15 protein-coding genes are annotated in these 19419 nt (G+C 65.4%); 13 read left to right on the forward strand and 2 right to left on the reverse strand.

Going from position 1 to position 19419, the window contains the following annotated elements; genetic code table 11:
- Nucleotides 1-152 precede the first annotated feature (152 nt).
- The 13 genes from HS961_RS10030 to HS961_RS10090 all read left to right on the forward strand — a co-directional run bounded on the left by HS961_RS10030 (nucleotide 153) and on the right by HS961_RS10090 (nucleotide 16886).
- Nucleotides 153-698, forward strand: a complete 546-nt coding sequence (locus HS961_RS10030) for a sigma-70 family RNA polymerase sigma factor (protein WP_238347879.1) — start codon at nucleotides 153-155, stop codon at nucleotides 696-698.
- A gap of 17 nt (nucleotides 699-715) precedes the next feature.
- Nucleotides 716-1516, forward strand: coding sequence for an anti-sigma factor (locus HS961_RS10035; RefSeq protein ID WP_182327574.1), 801 nt, complete (start codon nucleotides 716-718; stop codon nucleotides 1514-1516).
- A gap of 218 nt (nucleotides 1517-1734) precedes the next feature.
- Nucleotides 1735-3048, forward strand: a complete 1314-nt coding sequence (locus tag HS961_RS10040; protein WP_182327576.1) for a sigma-70 family RNA polymerase sigma factor — start codon at nucleotides 1735-1737, stop codon at nucleotides 3046-3048.
- A gap of 126 nt (nucleotides 3049-3174) precedes the next feature.
- Nucleotides 3175-5520 (forward strand): TonB-dependent receptor, encoded by a 2346-nt coding sequence (locus HS961_RS10045; protein ID WP_238347880.1) that lies wholly within the window; start codon nucleotides 3175-3177, stop codon nucleotides 5518-5520.
- Nucleotides 5521-5583: 63 nt separating this feature from the next.
- Nucleotides 5584-6312, forward strand: a complete 729-nt coding sequence (locus HS961_RS10050; RefSeq protein WP_182327578.1) for a cobalt ABC transporter substrate-binding protein — start codon at nucleotides 5584-5586, stop codon at nucleotides 6310-6312.
- Nucleotides 6309-6635, forward strand: a complete 327-nt coding sequence (locus tag HS961_RS10055) for a DUF3649 domain-containing protein (protein ID WP_182327580.1) — start codon at nucleotides 6309-6311, stop codon at nucleotides 6633-6635. Before HS961_RS10050 ends, HS961_RS10055 begins: the two co-directional genes overlap by 4 nt.
- Nucleotides 6632-8335, forward strand: coding sequence for a PepSY-associated TM helix domain-containing protein (locus tag HS961_RS10060; RefSeq protein WP_182327581.1), 1704 nt, complete (start codon nucleotides 6632-6634; stop codon nucleotides 8333-8335). Before HS961_RS10055 ends, HS961_RS10060 begins: the two co-directional genes overlap by 4 nt.
- Complete coding sequence (locus HS961_RS10065; RefSeq protein ID WP_182327582.1) at nucleotides 8332-8619, forward strand: DUF3325 domain-containing protein; 288 nt, start codon at nucleotides 8332-8334, stop codon at nucleotides 8617-8619. Before HS961_RS10060 ends, HS961_RS10065 begins: the two co-directional genes overlap by 4 nt.
- A 126-nt stretch (nucleotides 8620-8745) precedes the next feature.
- Nucleotides 8746-10158, forward strand: a complete 1413-nt coding sequence (locus HS961_RS10070) for an SWIM zinc finger family protein (RefSeq protein WP_182327583.1) — start codon at nucleotides 8746-8748, stop codon at nucleotides 10156-10158.
- Nucleotides 10155-11876 carry a DUF5691 domain-containing protein gene (locus HS961_RS10075; RefSeq protein ID WP_182327584.1) on the forward strand — a complete coding sequence of 574 codons (1722 nt, stop codon included), beginning with the start codon at nucleotides 10155-10157 and terminating at the stop codon, nucleotides 11874-11876. The genes HS961_RS10070 and HS961_RS10075 overlap by 4 nt, the downstream gene beginning before the upstream one ends.
- 46 nt (nucleotides 11877-11922) lie before the next feature.
- The gene (locus tag HS961_RS10080; protein ID WP_182327585.1) at nucleotides 11923-13005 is read left to right on the forward strand and encodes an ATP-binding protein; all 1083 of its coding nucleotides are present in this window, start codon (nucleotides 11923-11925) and stop codon (nucleotides 13003-13005) included.
- 48 nt (nucleotides 13006-13053) lie between these two features.
- Nucleotides 13054-15648, forward strand: a complete 2595-nt coding sequence (locus HS961_RS10085) for a DUF5682 family protein (protein ID WP_182327587.1) — start codon at nucleotides 13054-13056, stop codon at nucleotides 15646-15648.
- A gap of 83 nt (nucleotides 15649-15731) precedes the next feature.
- Complete coding sequence (locus HS961_RS10090) at nucleotides 15732-16886, forward strand: VWA domain-containing protein (RefSeq protein ID WP_182328211.1); 1155 nt, start codon at nucleotides 15732-15734, stop codon at nucleotides 16884-16886.
- Nucleotides 16887-16952: 66 nt separating this feature from the next.
- Here HS961_RS10090 and HS961_RS10095 read toward each other — a convergent pair whose 3' ends face one another.
- Both HS961_RS10095 and HS961_RS10100 read right to left on the reverse strand, forming a co-directional pair.
- On the reverse strand, nucleotides 16953-17687 hold the full coding sequence (locus HS961_RS10095; RefSeq protein WP_182327588.1) for an aspartate/glutamate racemase family protein: 735 nt from the start codon (nucleotides 17685-17687) through the stop codon (nucleotides 16953-16955).
- Between the two features lie 15 nt (nucleotides 17688-17702).
- Nucleotides 17703-19235, reverse strand: a complete 1533-nt coding sequence (locus HS961_RS10100; protein WP_182327590.1) for an NCS1 family nucleobase:cation symporter-1 — start codon at nucleotides 19233-19235, stop codon at nucleotides 17703-17705.
- Between the last annotated feature and the right edge of the window lie 184 nt (nucleotides 19236-19419).

Genomic DNA, 19419 nt, shown 5'->3' on the forward strand with positions numbered 1-19419 from the left:
TCTGTGGGGTGAGCGAGTGCTTACCTGTAGTCCTTGGGATGGTTTGGCCTTTTGGCTTGCTGCTTGGCAGCAATACAACGGATACACCGGCTGAGCAGGCTTCGCCCCACAATGCTTAGATGCGCACCTCTACCACACCGGACTCTGAACTGATGCTTTTGTTAGACCGCATAGCCGCCCGCGACGAAAAAGCGCTGCGGCTGTTGTACGACGACACCGCCTCGCGGCTGTACGGGTTGGCGCTGCGCATTCTGGGCAACAAGGCCTGGGCCGAAGATGTGTTGCAGGACAGCTTTGTCGCTATTTGGCACAAAGCGGGCAGCTACCGCGATTCGCTCAGCCCGCCGCTGGCCTGGATGGGCCTGCTGGTGCGCAGCAGGGCGCTGGATTTTTTGCGCCGGCGCCGGGCCGAGCGGCTGGACCAGCATGCGGTTGTGGACGACATGGATGATTTGCCGCAGGCAGAAGATGCACAAAGCCCCATGCAATGGGCAGAGGCCAGTGAGCAGGCGACCGTTTTGCACCAGTGCATGGACCGGCTGCAGCAGGCCCAGCGCCAAGTGGTGAGCCTGGCCTATTTGCGCGATTTGAGCCACAGCGAGCTGGCCAGCCACTTCCAGCTGCCGCTGGGCACCGTCAAAACCTGGATGCGGCGCAGCCTGGAGCAGCTGCGCAAGTGCATGGCCCGCCACGTATAGGCGCAAGGAGTGCTCTGATGAACCTCGTACAACACCCCGAACTGCTGGACCGCCTGGCCGCCTCCTATGCCTTGGGTACCCTGCGTGCCGGTGCGCGCCGCCGCTTTGAACACATGGCCCGCACCCATCCGCAGGTGCGTGCTGCCGCCTTGCTGTGGCAGGGCCGCTGGTCGGCGCTGTCGGAGCTGCAATCGCCCGTGCAGCCCGATGCCGCCGTCTGGACCCGTATCCAGAACCTGGTCGATGCCGACCAGGCAGGCCTTGCGCTGGAACAGCAGCGCGCTGCTGCCAACGCCCGTACCCCAAAGGCGCTGGCCTGGTGGCGCTCACTGGCGCTGACTGGTGCCGTGGCCACCGTGGCTGCCGTGGCCATTGGCCTGTTTGCACAGCAAAGCCTGCAAAAGACCTCGGGCCAGCAGCTGTCTGCCTTGCAAACCCAGCTGCAAACCGCGCAGACCGCCTTGCAGACCATGCCGCAGGTGCAGTACGTGGCCGTGCTGGCCGATGGCAAAGCCCAGGCTTCGATGCTGGTGACCTTTGATGCGCGCCAAGGCCAGTTGGCACTGCAGCGGGTGGGCGGTTTCCAGGAAGCCGCTGACCGCTCCCTGCAACTCTGGGCTTTGCCAGCGCAGGGTGCGCCGCAGTCGCTCGGCGTGATGGGTGAGGGGCGTCTGGAGCAACTGCAGGCCCAACTGGCCCAGGTACAGGCCGTCCCAGCGCTGGCCATCAGCCTTGAGCCCAAGGGCGGCGTGCCCAGCGAGACGGGCCCCACCGGGCCGGTTTTGTTCAGCGGTGCTTTGATCAAGCGCGACCTGTAAGCGGCTTTGTCTGCGACCACGCCCTGCATCGGAGCTGCAGGGCGTTTTTTATGGCCTCATCCCAGAGGCAACGGCGAGCTGACGGCCAGCAGTAACCGCCCCCGCGAGCGGGCAATTAAGGCGCTGTTTTTAAAGAGAATTTGTATAACAATGAGATCCATTCTCATTCGTAATATACTGACGCGCCTTTATCGTTCATCTCTCTGTCCGTCCCCCTCATGTCCGCCCTCCCGTTGGAAGCCTTTCGCGATAGCTACCGTGAACTGATCGCCTTTGTTGCGCGCCGTACCGGCAGCCGCCAATCGGCCCAGGATATCGTGCACGACGCCTGGCTGCGCGTGGTGGAAGCCGGTCCGGCGGCCCAGACCAGCCACCCGGCGCCCCGCGCCTATCTGTACACGGTGGCCGAGCACCTGGTGGTAGACCACCTGCGCAGGGCAGCCCGCACGTCGGAGCGCTTTGACAGCGCATTCCATGACAACACTGTCGGCATGCACGCGATGGGCCAGGATGTGGCGGAGGCCTGCCTGCAGCGTGAGGCGCTGGCGGCCGTCGATGCGGCAATTGCCGCCTTGCCTGAGCGTTGCCGCAGCATGTTTTTGGCCGACCGGCTCGATGGCGAATCCCAGATGGCGATTGCGGCTGCACATGGCGTGTCGGTCAAGACGGTGGAGCGCGACATCATGCGCGCGATGGACGCGATTGAAGCGGCCTTGCATGAATGGCGTGGTGACGCAGCGGTGCAGAGCATGCCGCGCAAAGGCCGGCGCCGGGCGCTGTCCGCCTTGTTGGGGGTGGCCGGCTTGGGTGCCAGCGGCAGCCTGGCTTGGCGCCTGTACCAAAGCCAGGTAGCGACATGGCAGATCCAGCTGGGAACCGCCACCGGCCGCCAGCTGACTCAGCCGCTGCCCGATGGCGGCAGCATCGCCCTCGATGCCCAAACCCGCCTGGATGTGCGCTATTACGGCACACGCCGCTATGTGCAGATGCACCACGGAGCAGCCTTTTTCAGTGTGGCGCGCAATGCCGATGCGCCGTTTATCGTCGATGCCGGCCCGGCCCGTATCACCGTGCTGGGTACCCGCTTTGAGGTGGCCCTGGACGCCCAGGGTGGCGTGCGGGTGGCCGTGGAAGAGGGGCGCGTGCGCGTGCAAAACCGGGGCCGCGATGGCGACACGGCCGATGCCAGCGATGGCTGGGAGCTGACCGCCAGCCAGACCCTGGATTGGCAGCTGGGCCAGACACCCCGACGCGACAGCAACCCGGACGAGGTGGCGGCCTGGCGCAACGGCTGGCTGGACTTCCGCCACGAGCCGCTGGGCCTGGCCGTGCAGCGCCTGGCCCGTTACGGCCAGGTGCCCATGCAGGTGGCACCGGATGCTGAACACCTGACGATTTTTGGCCGGGTACGCATTGCCGATGCCCGCAGCTGGCTGCAGCTGCTGCCGCGCAGCCTGCCGGTGGTCGTGCGCGAAGAAGGCCAGGGCGCCGCGCGCCGCATCACGATTGCACGGCGCAAAGCGCAGAGTTGAGCGATGGCGCGCGTTCACTATCGGCCGGCATTCGGCCATTTAAAAATACTGTCGCTGTTGTTGAGGGAAAACTGCGTCTCGTTCGTATTACCTCTTGTGAACCACATGAGGAAAGTACCCAACGATATGTCGCACCCCTGCAAACGCCACCTGATTGCCCTGGCCATTGCCGCTTTGGCCGGCGCAGCCTCGGCCGCTGATTTTGATATTTCCGCCCAGCCGCTCGACAGCGCACTGGCCCAGCTGGCCCGCCAGGCCGGTCTGCAGCTGATGGCGCCGCCCGCGCTGGTGCAAGGCCGCCCGGGAGCGGCCGTCAAAGGCAGCATGAGCGCCCAGGACGCCGTGCGCCAGCTGCTGCGCAACACCAACCTAGTGGCCCGCATTGAAGGCAGCACCCTGGTGATCGACAACGGCCAGACCGCCGCCGAAGTAGCGCTGAACCCGGTGGTGGTAACAGCGCCCGCGACCCGCGCCGGCGACCGGCCCGAGGCCTATGCCGGCGGCAAGCAGGCGCGCGGCAGCCGCATTGGCATGCTGGGCGACCAGGATGTGATGGACACGCCTTTCTCGACCGTGGCCTACACCGCAGAAGCGGTGGCCGACCAGCAGGCGCGCACCTTGGGCGAGGTGCTGGCCAACGATGCCTCGGTGCGCCTCACCACTGCCTCGCAGGGTTTCAGCGAAGACATCCAGGTGCGTGGCTTTGGCATCAGCGGTGGCGATGTGGGCCTCAACGGCCTTTATGGTTTGACCTCGTCAAGCCGCGTGCCGGCGGAGATCCTGGAGCGCGCCGAACTGCTCAAGGGCCCGGGCGCGATGGTGGGCGGCATGCCACCGGGCGGCAGCATTGGCGGTGCCATCAATGTGCAAACCAAGCGTGCCGGCGATGCGCCGCTGAACCGCGTGGGCCTGCAGTACCTGGGCCGTGCGCAGTTTGGCACCAGCGTCGATATCTCGCGCCGCTTTGGCGAGAACAAGGAATGGGGCGTGCGCGTCAACGGCGCCTTGCGCGATGGCGAGGCCAGCATCCGCGGCGGCGACCAGAAGGTGGGCGTGGGCGCGATTGCCGTCGACTACCGGGGCAGCAACCTGCGCTGGTCGCTCGATGCCTATGCGCAGCGCGAAGAGCTGGAAGACTACCGCCCCCAGATCGGCTTCAACCCCGCGTTGACGGCGCTGCCCAAGCCGCCCGAGGCACGTGGCAACTGGTTTCCCGATACGGAACTGTCGCTGGATGACAAGGTCATTGCCTCGCGCCTGGAAGTGGACCTGAACGACCAGGTCACCGCCTTTGCAGGCGTGGGCTACCGCAAGGGCAAGGCCCAACAGATTTTCCCGACGACCACGACGTCGATGAATGCTGCGGGCGACTTCACGGTGCGCAGCAGTTTCTATGACTCGTACAGCGAAACCAGCAGCGCCGATGTGGGCCTGCGTGCCAAGTTCGCCACCGCTGGCGTCAAGCATGCACTGGTGGTGAGCGCCACCGACCTGCGCCAGGAGGCCGGCAATGCCTATGTGTCGGGCCTGACCACCGCGCCATCGAACATATACAACCCCTCTCCGCTGCCGCCTGTTGAAGGCGCGCGCACGGAGCCCAACAAGGCCTCCAAGGCGCACAACTACGGCATTGCGGTGACGGACACCATGGCCTTTGCCGATGACCGCCTGCTGCTGACCTTGGGTCTGCGCCGCCAGACGGTGGACCTGCGCAACTTCAGCACTGCCACCGGCAACCAGACCAGCAGCTACAAAAAGAGCGCTACCACGCCCTTGGTGGGCCTGGTGGTCAAGGCCAGTGACCAGGTTTCGCTGTACGGCAACTACACCGCCGGCCTGTCGCGCGGCGCCACCGCGCCCAACACGGCGGTCAATGCCGGTGAGGTGTTCCCACCGTTCAAATCCAAGCAGTACGAAGCGGGTGTGAAAGTGGATTGGGGCAGCTTCATGACGACGGCCAGCCTGTTCCAGATCAGCCGGCCCAACAGCATGACCGACCCGACCACCAACATCTACAGCTTTGATGGTGAGCAGCGCAACCGGGGCCTGGAGCTGGCCGCCTATGGCGAGCTGCAGCGCGGTCTGCGTTTGATGGGCGGTGTCACCTTCAACCGCGCCAAGGTTACCAAGGCGGCGCAGTACCAGGGCAACGACGCTTACGGCGTGCCCAAGGTCAATGCCAATCTGGGCGCCGACTGGGATGTGCCCGGCGTGCAGGGCCTGTCGGTCAACGGCCGTGTGATCCGCACCGGCTCGGCCTGGGCCAGCAATGCCAACACGCTCAAGCTCTCGGGCTGGACCCGCTTTGATGTGGGCGCGCGCTACCGCACCCAGGTCAGCGGCAAGCCGGTGGTGCTGCGTGCCAATGTCGAGAACCTGACGGGCAAGAACGTATGGATGATCAGCGGCAACAACTACCTGACCTTGAGCGCGCCGCGCACCGTGGTGTTGTCGGCAACGGTTGATTTTTAAGGCGTGGTTTGCGGGCCTGCGCAGCATGCCCGCAGTATTTTTATCAAAGAGGAGAGAGAGCATATGTTGAAGAAATCCCTGTCTGCCCTGAGCCTGGCCGTGCTGGCCCTGTCCGCCCAAGCCCACCAGATCTGGCTGGAGCCCGCCGGTGCAGACAATGCCGTGGTGCTGCGCTTTGGCGAGTTTGGCGACAACCTGCGCGAAGCATCGCCCGGCCTGCTGGACCACTTTGGCAAGCCACAAGGCGTGCTGATCAATGCCAAGGGCGAAGAAAAAGCCGCTGCCGGCAGCAAGACCGCCAATGGCTTCAGCTTGCCGTTCACGATCCAGGAAGGCGTGTCCATCGTGGCTGAAGATGCCAGCTACCCGCTGTCCAAGTTCAAGCGCGATGGCAAGGATGTGACCAGCTGGTACCACCCCGCTGCACGCCTGGTCACCGGCTTTGCTGCCCAAAAGCCCAAGCTGACCTTGGACCTGACACCGACGGGCAAGGACGGCGAATTCAAGGCCACCTTCAAGGGCCAGCCACTGGCCAAGACCCAGGTCGGCATCGTCACCCAATCGGGCTGGATGAAAGAAGGCCACACCGATGCGCAAGGCCTGGTGCATTTTGACCTGCCATGGCAAGGCCAGTATGTGGCCGAGATCAAGCACAACGACCGCAACCCTGGCGAGCGCGCTGGCGAGAAGTACGACGGCGTGAGCTATGTGACCTCGGTCACCTATGTGAAGCCCCAAGGCGTGGCGCCTGTGGCTGCGGGCCCTGTGGCAGCACCTAACCCCGCCAAATGACCTCTAGCGCAGTAAGCGGCGCCTTGCGCGCCGCGCTGGCCAAGGCCTGCCAGGTCGGGCCGCTGCTCTCGCGCATCGTCGCTGCCATTGGCGGCGGCTATGTGCTGGGGGCGGTGGCCAGCGTGGCCGTGCTGGCCTTGCCCATGGACAAGCCCCAAGCGGTGCTGGCCGGCACCATGGCCAGCTTTCTGGTCTATACCGGCGCGGTGATCTGGGTGTTTGCGGTGCGCTCGGCCACCCGTGCCTGGGTGGGGCTGCTGCTGGCAGCGCTGCCGCTGGTACTGGCCGCCTGGCCGGTGTGGAATGGAGTGAACCCGGCATGACTGCCATCGAGAAAAAAAATAGCAAACCTGGCAAGCCCGCCGCACGCGGCATTCGCCAGACCATGTCCGACCTGCACATCTGGGCCGGGCTGCTGGTGGGCTGGATTCTGTATGCGATGTTTCTCACCGGCACGGTGAGCTACTTCAAGGAAGAGATCTCGCAGTGGATGCGGCCCGAGCTGGCGCACCAGGCGGTGGTGCCCGATCCGGCGGAGGTCGTGCCCCGTATTGCGCAAGAGATGCAACAGGTGGCGCCTGGCAGCAACCAGTGGAGCCTGGGCATGCCCGATGCGCGCAACAACGTGGTGAGTGCGTTCTGGCGCATTGCCAAGCCCGAGAAGGGCGAGCGCGGCTTTGGCAGCGCGGTGTTTGATCCGCAGACCGGCCAGAAGGTGGCCAGCCGCGAGACGGTAGGCGGCGAATTCTTCTACCGCTTCCATTTTCAGTTCCATTACATGCCGGTGCTCTGGGCCCGCTGGCTGGCCAGTTTCTGCGCCATGTTCATGCTGGTGGCCATCGTCAGCGGCGTGATCACGCACAAAAAGATTTTTGTCGACTTCTTCACCTTCCGGGGTGGCAAAGGCCAGCGCTCCTGGCTGGATGCGCACAATGCGCTGTCGGTCTTCGGTCTGCCCTTCCACGCGATGATTACGTACACCGGTCTGGTCACCCTGATGACCATGACCATGCCCTGGGCCAGCACCGCAGCGTTCAAGACCCAGGCCGAGCGCCAGGCCATGCAAAGCGAGATCAGCGCCTTTATCCCCGCCGGCAAACCCAGTGGCGAAGCGGCGCCGCTGGCCCCCTTGGGCGATATGGTGCGCCAGGCCCAGCAGCGCTGGGGCGAGGACCGCATTGGCCGCGTCACCGTCAACAACGCCGGCGATACCTCCGCACGCGTGATCGTCACCTACGGCGATTTCGAGCGGGTGTCGATCAGCCCCAAATACATGCTGTTCGAGGGCAGCACAGGCAAGCTGCTGGAGGTCAAGGACCAAGTGGGTGCGGCGGCCGAGACCCGTGGCGTGCTGTACGCATTGCACCTGGGCCGTTTTGGCGATACCACCGTGCGCTGGCTGTACTTTCTGACCAGCCTGGCGGGCACGGCGATGGTGGGCACGGGCCTGGTGATGTGGACTGTCAAGCGCCGCACCAAGCTGCCCAATCCGGACAAGCCTTACTTTGGCTTCTGGCTGGTGGAGCGGCTGAACATTGCCGCCATTGCCGGGCTCAGCATCGCCATGGCCGCCATGCTCTGGGCCAACCGCCTGCTGCCGCTGGAGATGGAAAAGCGCAGCGACTGGGAGATCCACTGGTTCTTCATCCTCTGGGGTGCCAGCCTCGTCTGGGCCATGCTGCGGCCTGCCAAGCGCGCCTGGGTGGAGCTGCTCTGGGCCGGTTGTGCGGCGCTGGCCTTGCTGCCAGTCGTCAATGTGCTGACCACCGACCGCCCGCTGTGGCGCAGCTTGATCGAGGGTGACTGGGTGTTCAGCGGGCTGGAGCTGAGCTTGCTGGCGCTGGCCGCGCTGCATGCCTGGCTGGCGGTGCGCACCTGGCGCCACAAACCCAAGCCCAAGCCGCAGCGCCAGGTGGCGCCACGCCCGGCACCTGCTCGCGCTGCGGATGTTGGCGCTGTGGTACCAAGTGCTGTGGCAAATAGCGCCGTCATTGCTACCGATCTGCAGGAGGCCCGGCCATGAACCATCTTGCGATTCAACTGCTGTCGCTGCCCGCCTTTGCACTGCTGGCGCTGGCCATGGACCGCCACCAGCTCGACCTGTTTGGCCGTGAGCTGGCGCCTGGTCAAACCCGGGGCCTGCGCCGGTTTGGCTGGCTGGCGCTGCTGGCCTCGCTGGCCGTTGCCGTGGCGCTCAAGGGCTGGTCGCTGGGCCTAGTCACCTGGTGCGGCCATATCTCGCTCAGCGCGGCCATCGTCATCCTGTCGATGATGGCTTGGGAACAGCGCAAATCTGTAAAAAAGTGAGACGCCAGGCGGGTTCGAGGCCCGTCTTGCATGGTTTTGTCTTGGACCCTGCCTACAATCTCCGTTGCCGCGACTAATAAACACATATAGCCGGTAACTAACAGATTGAACGGAAGGGGAGGCGGTTTGTCACGTGTCTTAGCAACCGAAGCCGAGGTGGTGGCGCTGTCACCGGACGCCTCTTCCACCAAGGCGGCGCAAGGGTTGAAGAACCCCAGCAAATGGCCCAGCCTGGGCTGCAACGAAACGGCAGCCTGGGGCGAATGCCAGGGCAGCGGCTCCAAGCCCTACCAGACCCAGGTGGACCTGAGCGGGCCGTCCTTCAAGTGCTCTTGCCCGAGCCGTAAATTCCCCTGCAAACATGGCCTGGCGCTGATGCTGTTGCGCGCGGCTGGCCAGGTGGCAGACAGCGCCGAGCCACCCGCCTGGGTCAGCGCCTGGCTGGATGGCCGCGCTGAAAAGGCGGAGAAAAAAGAAGCCAAGGCCGCCGCCATTGCCGCTGCGCCCCCTGCCGATCCCGAGGTGCTGGGCAAGCAACAGGCCAAGCGCGACGACAAGCGCTGGGACAAGGCGGACGCCGGCATGCAGGAGCTGCAGCTGTGGATGCAGGACATGCTGCGCAATGGCCTGGCCAACCTCTCGGGCGACCAGCAAGCCCGCCAGCATTGGAACACCATGGCTGCGCGCATGGTCGATGCACAGGCCAGCGGCATGGCCGCTCGCATCAAAGAAGCCTGGGAGCTGGTGGACAGCCACCCGCAATGGTCGCGCGACCTGTTGGTGCAGCTGGGCCACTGGCAGTTGCTGGCCGATGCGGTGGCAAGCCGCGATGCTCTGAGCGCCGAGACCCGGGCCGATGTGATGGCCGCCTTGGGCTGGCCCATGGACAAGGCCGAGGTGCAAGCGCGAGGCCAAGCGGTGGCCGATGACTGGTTGGTAGTGGGCCTGCGCCAGATTGAGCGCGAAGGCCGTTTGCTGGAGCGCCGGGTATGGCTGCAAGGCCTGCACAGCGGGCGCATGGCCTGGCTGCTGGATTATGCGCAGGGCGGGCGCGGTTTTGAGACCGCCTGGGTACCGGCGCAAAGCTACCGGGGCAGCCTGCATTTCTACCCCGGCCAGGCGCCGCTGCGTGCCATCGCGGGTGCTGATATCGAACTGCTGGCGCCTGGCGCCGGCGCCCCTTTGGGCGATGCGGCATGGCGCGATGCCTTGGTGCAGCTGAGCCAGCGCATTGCCGCCAACCCCTTGCAGGCTGTGCAGCCGCTGTGGTGCGGCCAGGCGCGTTTGCAGACCAGCGATGGCCAGTGGTATGCGCTGTGGCCGCAACACCAGCAAACCCAAGCCCTGGTGCCATTGGCGATTGATGACGACCAGGCCTGGCAACTGCAGGCGCTGGGCGGCGGCGCGCCCATGGCGCTGTTTGGCGAATGGGAAAGCAGCCCCCACCAAGGGCGCTGGCGCCTGCTCAGTGCCTGGCAGCAGCCAGGCGGCGAGGCGCCATGGACCAACATCTGGCAGAACCGGGGTGACGTGCAGTGAGCCAAGCAAATCTATGGACTGCGCTGCAGCAATCGGCGCTGGTCGGCGCCGAGCGGCTGGCGGTGCCGGCCATCTTTACCCAGGGCATCGACCGCAGTGCGCCCGCCAGCCAGCAGGCGCTGCAAGCAGCGCTGCTGCAGCCAGCCGATTCCAAGGCCGTGCAGCTGCTGCGCGCCACCGCTGTCGCGGCGGTATTGGAGCGCGCCGGCTGGCAACCCGGTGCAGCGCAGCCGCAGCGGGCGGTAGCAGCCGTTGCTGCGCCTGTGCCGCCACCCGCAAAAGAATCACGCCCGGCGCCGCAGGGCGAACCCCTGCTGGGCCTGCTCGGCGAGGTACTGCAGGGCAATGCGCCTGAGCTGCTGGCCTTGGCGCTGGCCAGCCTGGACGAGGCCGGCCAGCGCCTGCCTTACACGCTGCTGGTGCCGGCCTTGCACCAGGGCCGCCAATCGGTGGAGCTGCGCCAGTGGCTCACGCCGGTGCTGGGCGAGCGCGGCCGTTGGTTGGCTGCCCAGAACCCGCAATGGGCCTATGCCCATGGTGTGCAAGAGACGGCCGATGCCGAGCAGATCTGGCAAGAAGGCTCGCTGGAGCAGCGCGTGGCCTTGCTGCAGCAGCAGCGCGACACCGATCCAGCAGCGGCCCGCGCCCGCCTGGAAGCCAGCCTCAAGGAGCTGAGCGCCCGCGAGCGTGCGCCTATGGTGCAGAGCCTGGCGCGTGGCTTGTCAGGTGACGACGAGGCCTTGCTGGAAAAGCTGCTGGGCGACCGCAGCAAAGAGGTGCGCGAATCGGCAGCCAGCCTGCTGTCCTGCCTGCCGCAAAGCCCGCACAGCCAGCGCCTGGCCGCCTGGTTGCAGGCGATGCTGTGCCAGGATGCCAAGGGCGAGTGGCAGATCGAGCCACCCGAAGAGGGCAATAAGGACTGGGAGCGCGATGGCGTCACCCTGCTGCCGCCGGCCTACATTAAGGGCCAGCGCGCCTGGTGGCTGCAGCAGCTGGTGGAGCTGACGCCGCTGGGTTTTTGGCAGCAGCAGCTGGGTAAAACGCCTGAGCAGCTGTGGGATTGGAGCCGCCACAGCGATTGGAAGACTGCGCTGCGCCAGGGTTGGCTTGCGGCACTGCGCGCCCAGCGCGATGTGCGCTGGCTGCCTCTGATCCAGAGCATGGAGAGCGACTCGCGCAGCAGCAATTTGCTGCCGCTGCTGATGGCCAAGCTGAGCGCTGAAGAGCGCGAAACCCAGTGGCTGGCGCAGTTGCAGGCCAAGCGGGGCAAGAGCGCTTTTATCGAAGCGATCCACCGCATTGACGAGACCATGGCGCGCACCGAATTGCTGTCGCCTGAGATGTCCCGCTGGTTGCTGGACGCCTTGCTGGGCACCCTGCAGTCGCGCCAACCTGCCGGCAACTGGCACAGTTGGCAGGCCGACCATGCCATTCTGGCCTGTGCCCGCCGCCTGCAGGTGGGTGACCTGGAACGCTTTGCGCAGCTGTGGCGCGCGCCAGTAGCTGCTGCGCCTGCCGAGCCGGAGCCTGCCGATGACGCCGCTGCATTGGTGGTGCCCGAAGGCAGCACCGAGGCCGACATCGCCAAGCTCAAGCAGGAGCAGCAAGCGCGCCTGGAGCGCTCCCGCCTGCGCCCCTGGGACGATGCGCAGGTGCTCGCCCAACTCAACCGCATTGTCGATCTGCGCCTGGCGCTGCAAGCAGCCCAGCCCGCCTGATGGCGCCCCCACCACCGAACCTTTTGATCTCTACCGGAAGCACACCATGAGCCAAGTACTACGCCAGCACGCCGAACAGCAATTTGCCGAAGAACTGGATGCCCTGCAAAAGGCCGATGACCGTCCGCGTCCGCCCAACTGGAAGCTCTCGCCCTGGGCCGTGCTGCAGTACCTGATGGGCGGCAAGCTGAGCAATGGTTTTGAAGTGAGCGCCAAGTACATCGGCAGCCCGCGTTTGATGGAGATTGCGGTCTCTACCTTGGCCACCGACCGCGCACTGCTGCTGTACGGCGTGCCCGGCACCGCCAAATCCTGGGTATCCGAGCATCTTGCGGCGGCGGTGAGCGGCGACTCGACCATGCTGATCCAGGGCACCGCCGGCACCAGCGAAGAGCAACTGCGCTACGGCTGGAACTATGCGCAACTGCTGGCCCATGGCCCGTCGGAAAAGGCCCTGGTCCCCAGCCCCTTGGTGCATGCGATGAAGCTGGGCAAGATTGCCCGCATTGAAGAGTTGACCCGCATCCCCGCCGATGTGCAGGACAGCCTCATCACCGTGCTGTCGGAAAAGACACTGCCGGTGCCCGAGCTGTCCACCGAGTTCCAGGCCGTTACCGGCTTCTCGGTGATCGCCACGGCCAACAACCGCGACAAGGGCGTCAATGAGCTGTCGAGCGCGTTGAAGCGCCGTTTCAACACCGTCGTGCTGCCCGTGCCTGCCTCGCAGGACGAAGAGGTAAAGATCGTCACCAAGCGCGTGGGCGAGCAAAGCCGTGCGCTGCAGCTGCCCGCCGAGGCACCGGCGCTGGAGGAAGTGCGCCGTGTGGTGCAGATCTTCCGCGAGCTGCGCAATGGCCAGACCGAAGACGGCAAGACTGTGCGCATCAAGTCGCCCAGCTCCACCTTGTCGACCGCCGAAGCGATCTCGGTGATCAACAGCGGCATGGCCCTGGCCGGCCATTTTGGCGATGGTGTGCTGCGCGCGCACGATGTCGCCTCCGGCTTGCTGGGTGCCGTGATCAAGGACCCTGTGCAGGACAGCGTGGTCTGGAAGGAATACCTGGAGACCGTCGTCAAAGAACGTGCCGAATGGAAAGACCTGTACCGCGCCTGCCGCGAGCAAATCTAAGTCGCTGACGCCGTTCTTCATCTGCCCCCGACAACGCTGACCGAGCCCATGGCCACTTCTGCTGACAACGTCCATTTCTTTGGCATTCGCCACCACGGCCCCGGCTGTGCGCGCAGCCTGCTGCAAGCGCTGGCGCAGCTGCAGCCCGACTGCCTGCTGGTGGAAGGCCCGCCCGAAGGCGAGGCCTTGCTGCCGATGCTGCGCAGCGCCGAGCTGCGCCCGCCCGTCGCCATGCTGGTGTACATGCAAGACGAGCCCAGCCAGGCGGCTTTCTACCCCTTTGCCGAGTTCTCGCCCGAGTGGCAGGCGCTGCAATGGGCGAGCGAGCAGGGGGTGGTCACCCGCTTTATCGACCTGCCCCAAACCCATGCAATGGCCCAGGACTGGGCGCGGCGCCAGACGCTGATAAAGCCCGAGCCTGCGCAGGATGTGGAGAGGGAGCACGGGGAAGAGGGTGAGGACCTGGACACCGCCGAAGAGGCAGCGCCAGGCGATGCCGCTGAGACCGATGACGACAGCGCGCAAGCTGCTACTGCAGACGATGGCGAGATGGACGACAAGGACGACAAGGACGATCTGACCGCCGATGACCAGCAGCCCATCCGCGACCCGCTCGACTGGCTGGCCCACGCAGCCGGCTTTGAGGATGGCGAAAGCTGGTGGAACCGCCTGGTGGAAGAGCGCGGCGACAGCGAAGCGCTGTTTTCCAGCATCAACGAAGCCATGACGGCGGTGCGCAGCGAGCTGGGCGACGAGGGCGAGGCACGACGCGGTCGGCACTATGCGCTGCGCGAGGCCCAGCGCGAGGCGCATATGCGCCAGTGCATCCGTGAGGCAGTGAAGGCCGGCTACCAGCGCATTGCCGTGGTCTGCGGCGCCTGGCATGTGCCTGCCCTGCAGCAAAACACTACCGCCAAGGCCGACAGCGCCGTGCTCAAGGGCTTGCCCAAGGCCAAGGTGCTGGCAACCTGGGCGCCCTGGACCTACCGCAACCTGGCCAGCCGCAGCGGCTATGGCGCAGGCGTCACCTCGCCGGGCTGGTACGCGCATCTCTGGCAGTGCTACCGGGCCGATGCGCCCTTGGCACAGCAAGCGGCGCAAGGCCATCCGCTGTCCGCACGCAGCACCCGCGATGCCGCCACCTTGCGCACTGCAGGCTGGCTGACCCGCGTGGCACGCCTGCTGCGCGACAAGGACCTGGATTGCTCCAGCGCCCACATCATCGAGGCCACCCGCCTGGCCGAAGGCCTGGCTGCCATGCGTGGCCAGCCGATACCAGGGTTGCAAGAGATCAACGAGGCCATCGTCACGGTGGTCTGCATGGGCGAGACCGCACCTCTGAACCTGATTGACGACGAGCTGACCGTGGGCCATGTGCTGGGCATGGTGCCGGCCGATGTGCCGCAGGTACCGCTGCAGCGCGATATTGAACAGCAGCAGAAATCGCTGCGCATGAAGCCCGAGGCGGCCAGCAAGCTGCTGGCCTTGGATCTGCGCAAGGAAACTGATCTGGCGCGCAGCCATTTTCTGCACCGCCTGCGCTTGCTGGGCATCGGATGGGGCACGCGCGCCGCCGATGCGCAGCGCAACCGGGGCACCTTCCGCGAGAGCTGGCAGATGCAGTGGGAGCCCGAGCTGGCGGTGCGCATCATCGAGGCCAGCGTGCATGGCGCCACCGTGGCGCAGGCCGCCACCGCGCGCCTGCGCGCCAGCCTATCGCCCGATACACCTTTGCCCGATATCGCGCAGGCGATTGACGACGCGCTGCTGGCCAATCTGCCGCAGCTGGTCGAATCGCTGATTGCCACCCTGGCCGAGCGCGCCGCCACCACCGGCGATGTGGCACAGCTGCTGCAGGCACTGCCGCCGCTGGCCAATGTGTACCGCTACGGCAGCGTGCGCCAGACCGATACGGCCTTGCTGGCCACCGTCATCGATTCGCTGGTGCTGCGCGCCGCCATTGGCTTGCCAGTGGCCTGCATGGCCATGGACGAAGACGCGGCCGCTGCGATGAAGGGCAAGGTGCTGGCCGCGCAGGAGGCCTTGCGCCTGCGCGGCACCGATGCCCAGGCCCAGGCTGCTGTGGACGCCTGGCGCGCCGCGCTGCGCAGCCTGGCGATGGGCGATGCTGCAGCGGCCTTGCTGCGCGGCATGGCTTGCCGGTTATTGCTTGACGAGCATCTGCTGGAAAGCTCCGAGGTGGTGCTGCAGTTCAACCGCAACCTCTCGCTGGGTGCTGCGCCGCTGGATGTGGCCGCCTGGCTGGATGGCTTTTTGAACCAGCAGGCGCTGGTGCTGCTACACGACGAAGCCATTTGGGGCGCCGTTGATGCCTGGCTGGCCGGGCTGGGCGAGCTGCAGTTTGCGCAGATCTTGCCGCTGGTGCGGCGCAGCTTTGCCAACTTCAGCAAGCATGAGCGCCAGAGCCTGGGCGACAAGGCCCGGCGCGCGCCGGTGGCTGGCGGTGTTGCGCCTGTCGCCGTACTGCCCGCTGGCGATGAAGATGCGCCCTGGGATGAGTCCCGCGCCGTGCTGGCACTGCCGCTGCTGAACGCCATGCTGGGGCTGGATCTGCCGCCCGAGTTGCTGGCGCAGATAGCGTCTGCCTCAGCCCCCCGCAACGAAGCCCCAACGCTGGAGTGATGACGATGACGAATGCCACCCATCCCGCGCCAGGCCCGGCGCAAGACGATTTGCAAACCCTGCCACCCGACGAGGCAGACGCGATGCAGCCGACCACCCGCTTGCAGCGCTGGCGCATGGTGCTGGGCAGCCCGGCCGATGCCAGCTGCGGGACGGTGGGCGGGCGCCTGCAAGAGATGGACCAGGCGCTGGCCGCACTCTACGAGGGCGACAGCCAGCTGGGTTCGCGTAAGGGCGGCCGGGGCAATTCCTCGCCGTCGGTATCGCGCTGGCTCGGCGATATCCGCAAGTACTTTCCCAGCCAGGTGGTGCAGGTGATGCAGCGCGACGCCATGGAGCGGCTGCAGCTGCGAGAGTTGTTGTTGCAGCCCGAGATGCTGGAGAATGTGCAGCCCGATGTACACCTGGTGGCCAACCTGATTTCGCTGGGCTCGGTCATCCCGCAAAACACCAAGGCCACTGCACGCCTGGTGGTGCGCAAGGTGGTGGACGAGCTGATGAAAAAGCTCGAAGAGCCCATGCGCAGCGCCGTGGCCGGCGCGCTGGACCGCAGCCAGCGCAACCGCCGCCCACGCCATGCTGAGATCGACTGGAACCGCACGATCCGCGCCAACCTGCGCCACTGGCAGCCCGAGTACCGCACCATCGTGCCGGAGACCTTGATCGGCTACGGCCGCAAGGCGCGCCGCCCGCAGCGCGAGGTGATTCTGTGCATCGACCAAAGCGGCTCCATGGCCAACTCGGTGGTGTACTCCAGCATCTTTGGCGCGGTGATGGCCAGCCTGCCTGCGGTAGCGACCAAGCTGGTGGTGTTTGACACGGCGGTGGTGGACCTGACCGAAAAGCTCGACGACCCGGTGGATGTGCTGTTTGGCGTGCAGCTGGGCGGCGGCACCGACATCAATGGTGCCGTCGGTTACTGCCAGAGCCTCATTAGCGAGCCGCGCAACACCATTCTGGTGCTCATCTCGGACCTGTACGAGGGGGGAGTGGAGTCAGGCCTGCTGCGCCGCGCCCATGAACTGGTGGAATCGGGTGTGCAGTTCATCACCTTGCTGGCGCTGAGCGACGAGGGCGCCCCCGCCTACGATGCCGCGCTGGCCGCCAAGCTGGCCGCCTTGGGTGTGCCTTCCTTTGCCTGCACGCCCGATGCCTTCCCGCAGCTGATGGCCGCTGCGATCCGCCGCGACGATGTGGCGGCCTGGGCGGCGACCCAGGGGTTCAAGACCAGCCAATAGCAGCCAGAAAAAAGCCCTGCGGAGCAGGGCAGTTGGAGTCAACAGAGGCTGGTTCTTGGAAGGCGTTCAGCGGCCCAGCGAATCGGGCAGCGGAAAGCCGGTAATCCGCTTGGCGCGGGGCGGCGCATAGGTGCGCACCTTGGAGGTCTTCAGGCCCAGGCGCACCAGCGATTCGGCAATGGTCACCGCCGCAGCCACGCCATCGACCACGGGCACGCCGGTGCGGCTGCGCACCTTGTCTTCGAGTTCGGCCATGCCACCGCAGCCCAGGCAGATGACCTCGGCATGGTCTTCTTCCACTGCCTTGGCGGCCTGCTGTACGATGGCATCGACCGCGCGCTCGGGCTGGCTTTCCAGCTCCAGCACGGCCATGCCGCTGGCGCGCACCGAGGCGCAGCGCGCATCCAGCCCGGCCAGCTTGAGCCTGTCTTCGATCAAGGGTACGGCGCGGTCCAAGGTGGTGACCACAGAATATTTGTGGCCCAGGAACATGGCGGTCGATGCCGCCGCCTCGGTGATGTCTACAACGGGCACTTCCAGCAGCTCTTGCAGGCCTTCGCGGCCATGCTCGCCGTAGCCGGCCTGGATGACGGCATCAAAGGGCTGGTCATAGCGCATGACGGCATCCATCACGCCGACAGCGCAGAGGTAGCTCTCAAAATTGCCCTCCACCGATTCGGCGCCAAAGCGCGGAGTGAGGGCGACGATCTCGGTGCCTGGTGCCGCAGCCCGACGGGCCTGGGCGCCGATGGCCTCGGTCATGCTCTCGGTGGTGTTGACGTTCACGATCAGAATACGCATGCAAAAAACTCCGTCTCAATGTTGGGCATGGTCCACCGCAATGGCCTCGCCGTCCTGGTCTTCGTAGTGCTGGCCCTTGGGGGTCAGCAGCCAGTAGAACAGGCCGCCGAGCCCGGCTGCGATAAACCAGGAAAAGTGCGATACCGATTCCAGTGCGGGCAGAAAGGCAAACAGCAGCGCAATCAAGGCTGAGGGCACCAAGGCCTGGATGGCGCGGCGGTTGACGCCGTTTTGGTAATGGTAAGGGCCGTTGCGGTCATCGCTGTAGAGCGCAGGCACATGGACACGCTCTTTGCGGATCAGCCAGTAGTCGGCCATGACGATGCCAAACAGTGGGCCGAGGAAGGAGCCCAGGCCACCCAGGAAATACAGAATCACCAGCGGCGAATCGTAGAGGTTCCAGGGCAGGATCACAAAGCCGAGGATGGCGCTGACCAGCGCTGCACGGCGGAAGTTGAGGTGGCGAGGCAGCAGGTTGGCCAGGGCCAGCGCAGGAGCCACAAAGTTGGCCATCAGGTTCACGGCGATGGTGAGGATCAGCAGCGACAGGCTGGCCAGAATCAGCAGCGGCTTGTTGGGGATCTTCTCGACAATGTCGGTCGGGCTGAGGATCAGGGTGCCATCAATCGCCAGCTGGCCGCCGGTGAGCACAACGACGATCAGGCCGAAGATCAGCATGTTGATCGGAATGCCCCAGAAGTTGCCCTTGACCACCGCACTGCGCGAGGTGGCGCCCCGCGTGAAGTCGCAGAAATTGAGCACAAAGGTGCCATAGATGGCGACCCACAGCGAGGCCGCACCCATGATCTGCACCCACATCGCCCCACCAGTGCTGGGCTGGGGCGCCGTCCACTGGATCTTGCCGCCCGAGCTGTAGAGCACCCAGCCGGCCAGCGCGATAAAGGTCACCAGAATCACCGGTCCGGCGAAGGCCTCGTACTTGCGGATGCTCTCCATGCCCCAGCAGGCAATCATCGTCTGCACCACCCACAGCAGGCTAAAGCTGATCCAGCCCAGCACCGGCAGCCCCAGTACATGGTGTGCCAGCAGCGGCTGCAGGCTGGGGAAGAGGGTGATCAACAACACGTCGAGCACCTTGGAGGCCAGGTAGGTCTGGATGCCGAACCAGGCAATCGCCACGCCGCCCCGGATCAGCGCAGGAATCTGCGCGCCCCGGGTGCCAAAGCTGATGCGGCTCATCACCGGAAACGGCACCCCCGTCTTGGGACCCATAAACCCGGACAGGGTCAGCAGCACAAACAGCAGCCCCGCACCCAGCATCAACGCCGTCAGAATCTGCCAACCGCCCAGGCCCAGCGCAAAAAGGCCGATGGCAAAGGCGTAGTTGCCAAGGCTGTGCACATCATTGGCCCAGAGCGTGAACAGGCTGTAGGCCCCCCAGGATCGGCTGTCTTGCTTGGTTGGGGCCAGGTCCTTGTTGTAGAGCGAGGGGCATACGCCCGCCGGCAAATGGCCTGCCTCTGCGGGCCGCTGCTGGGCCGGGTTGAAGGCATAGCCTGCGTTCTGGTTCGCTGCAAGATCGTTCATTGGCATCCTTGGATTTGTCTCGCCATGCACACTTATAAACAGGCGCTCAATGGCGTTGTTTTGTGTGCGAATATGCATACATTAAGTGTATACAAAGCGTTCAAAAATGAACTAGGGCCAACCCTGGGTTGGTCTATATCCGCCACAAAGCTGCCGATCGAAACCTTCAGTATGTTAGATTAAA

The sequence above is a fragment of the Comamonas piscis genome, assembly GCF_014109725.1.
Lineage (GTDB): Bacteria > Pseudomonadota > Gammaproteobacteria > Burkholderiales > Burkholderiaceae_C > Comamonas > Comamonas piscis.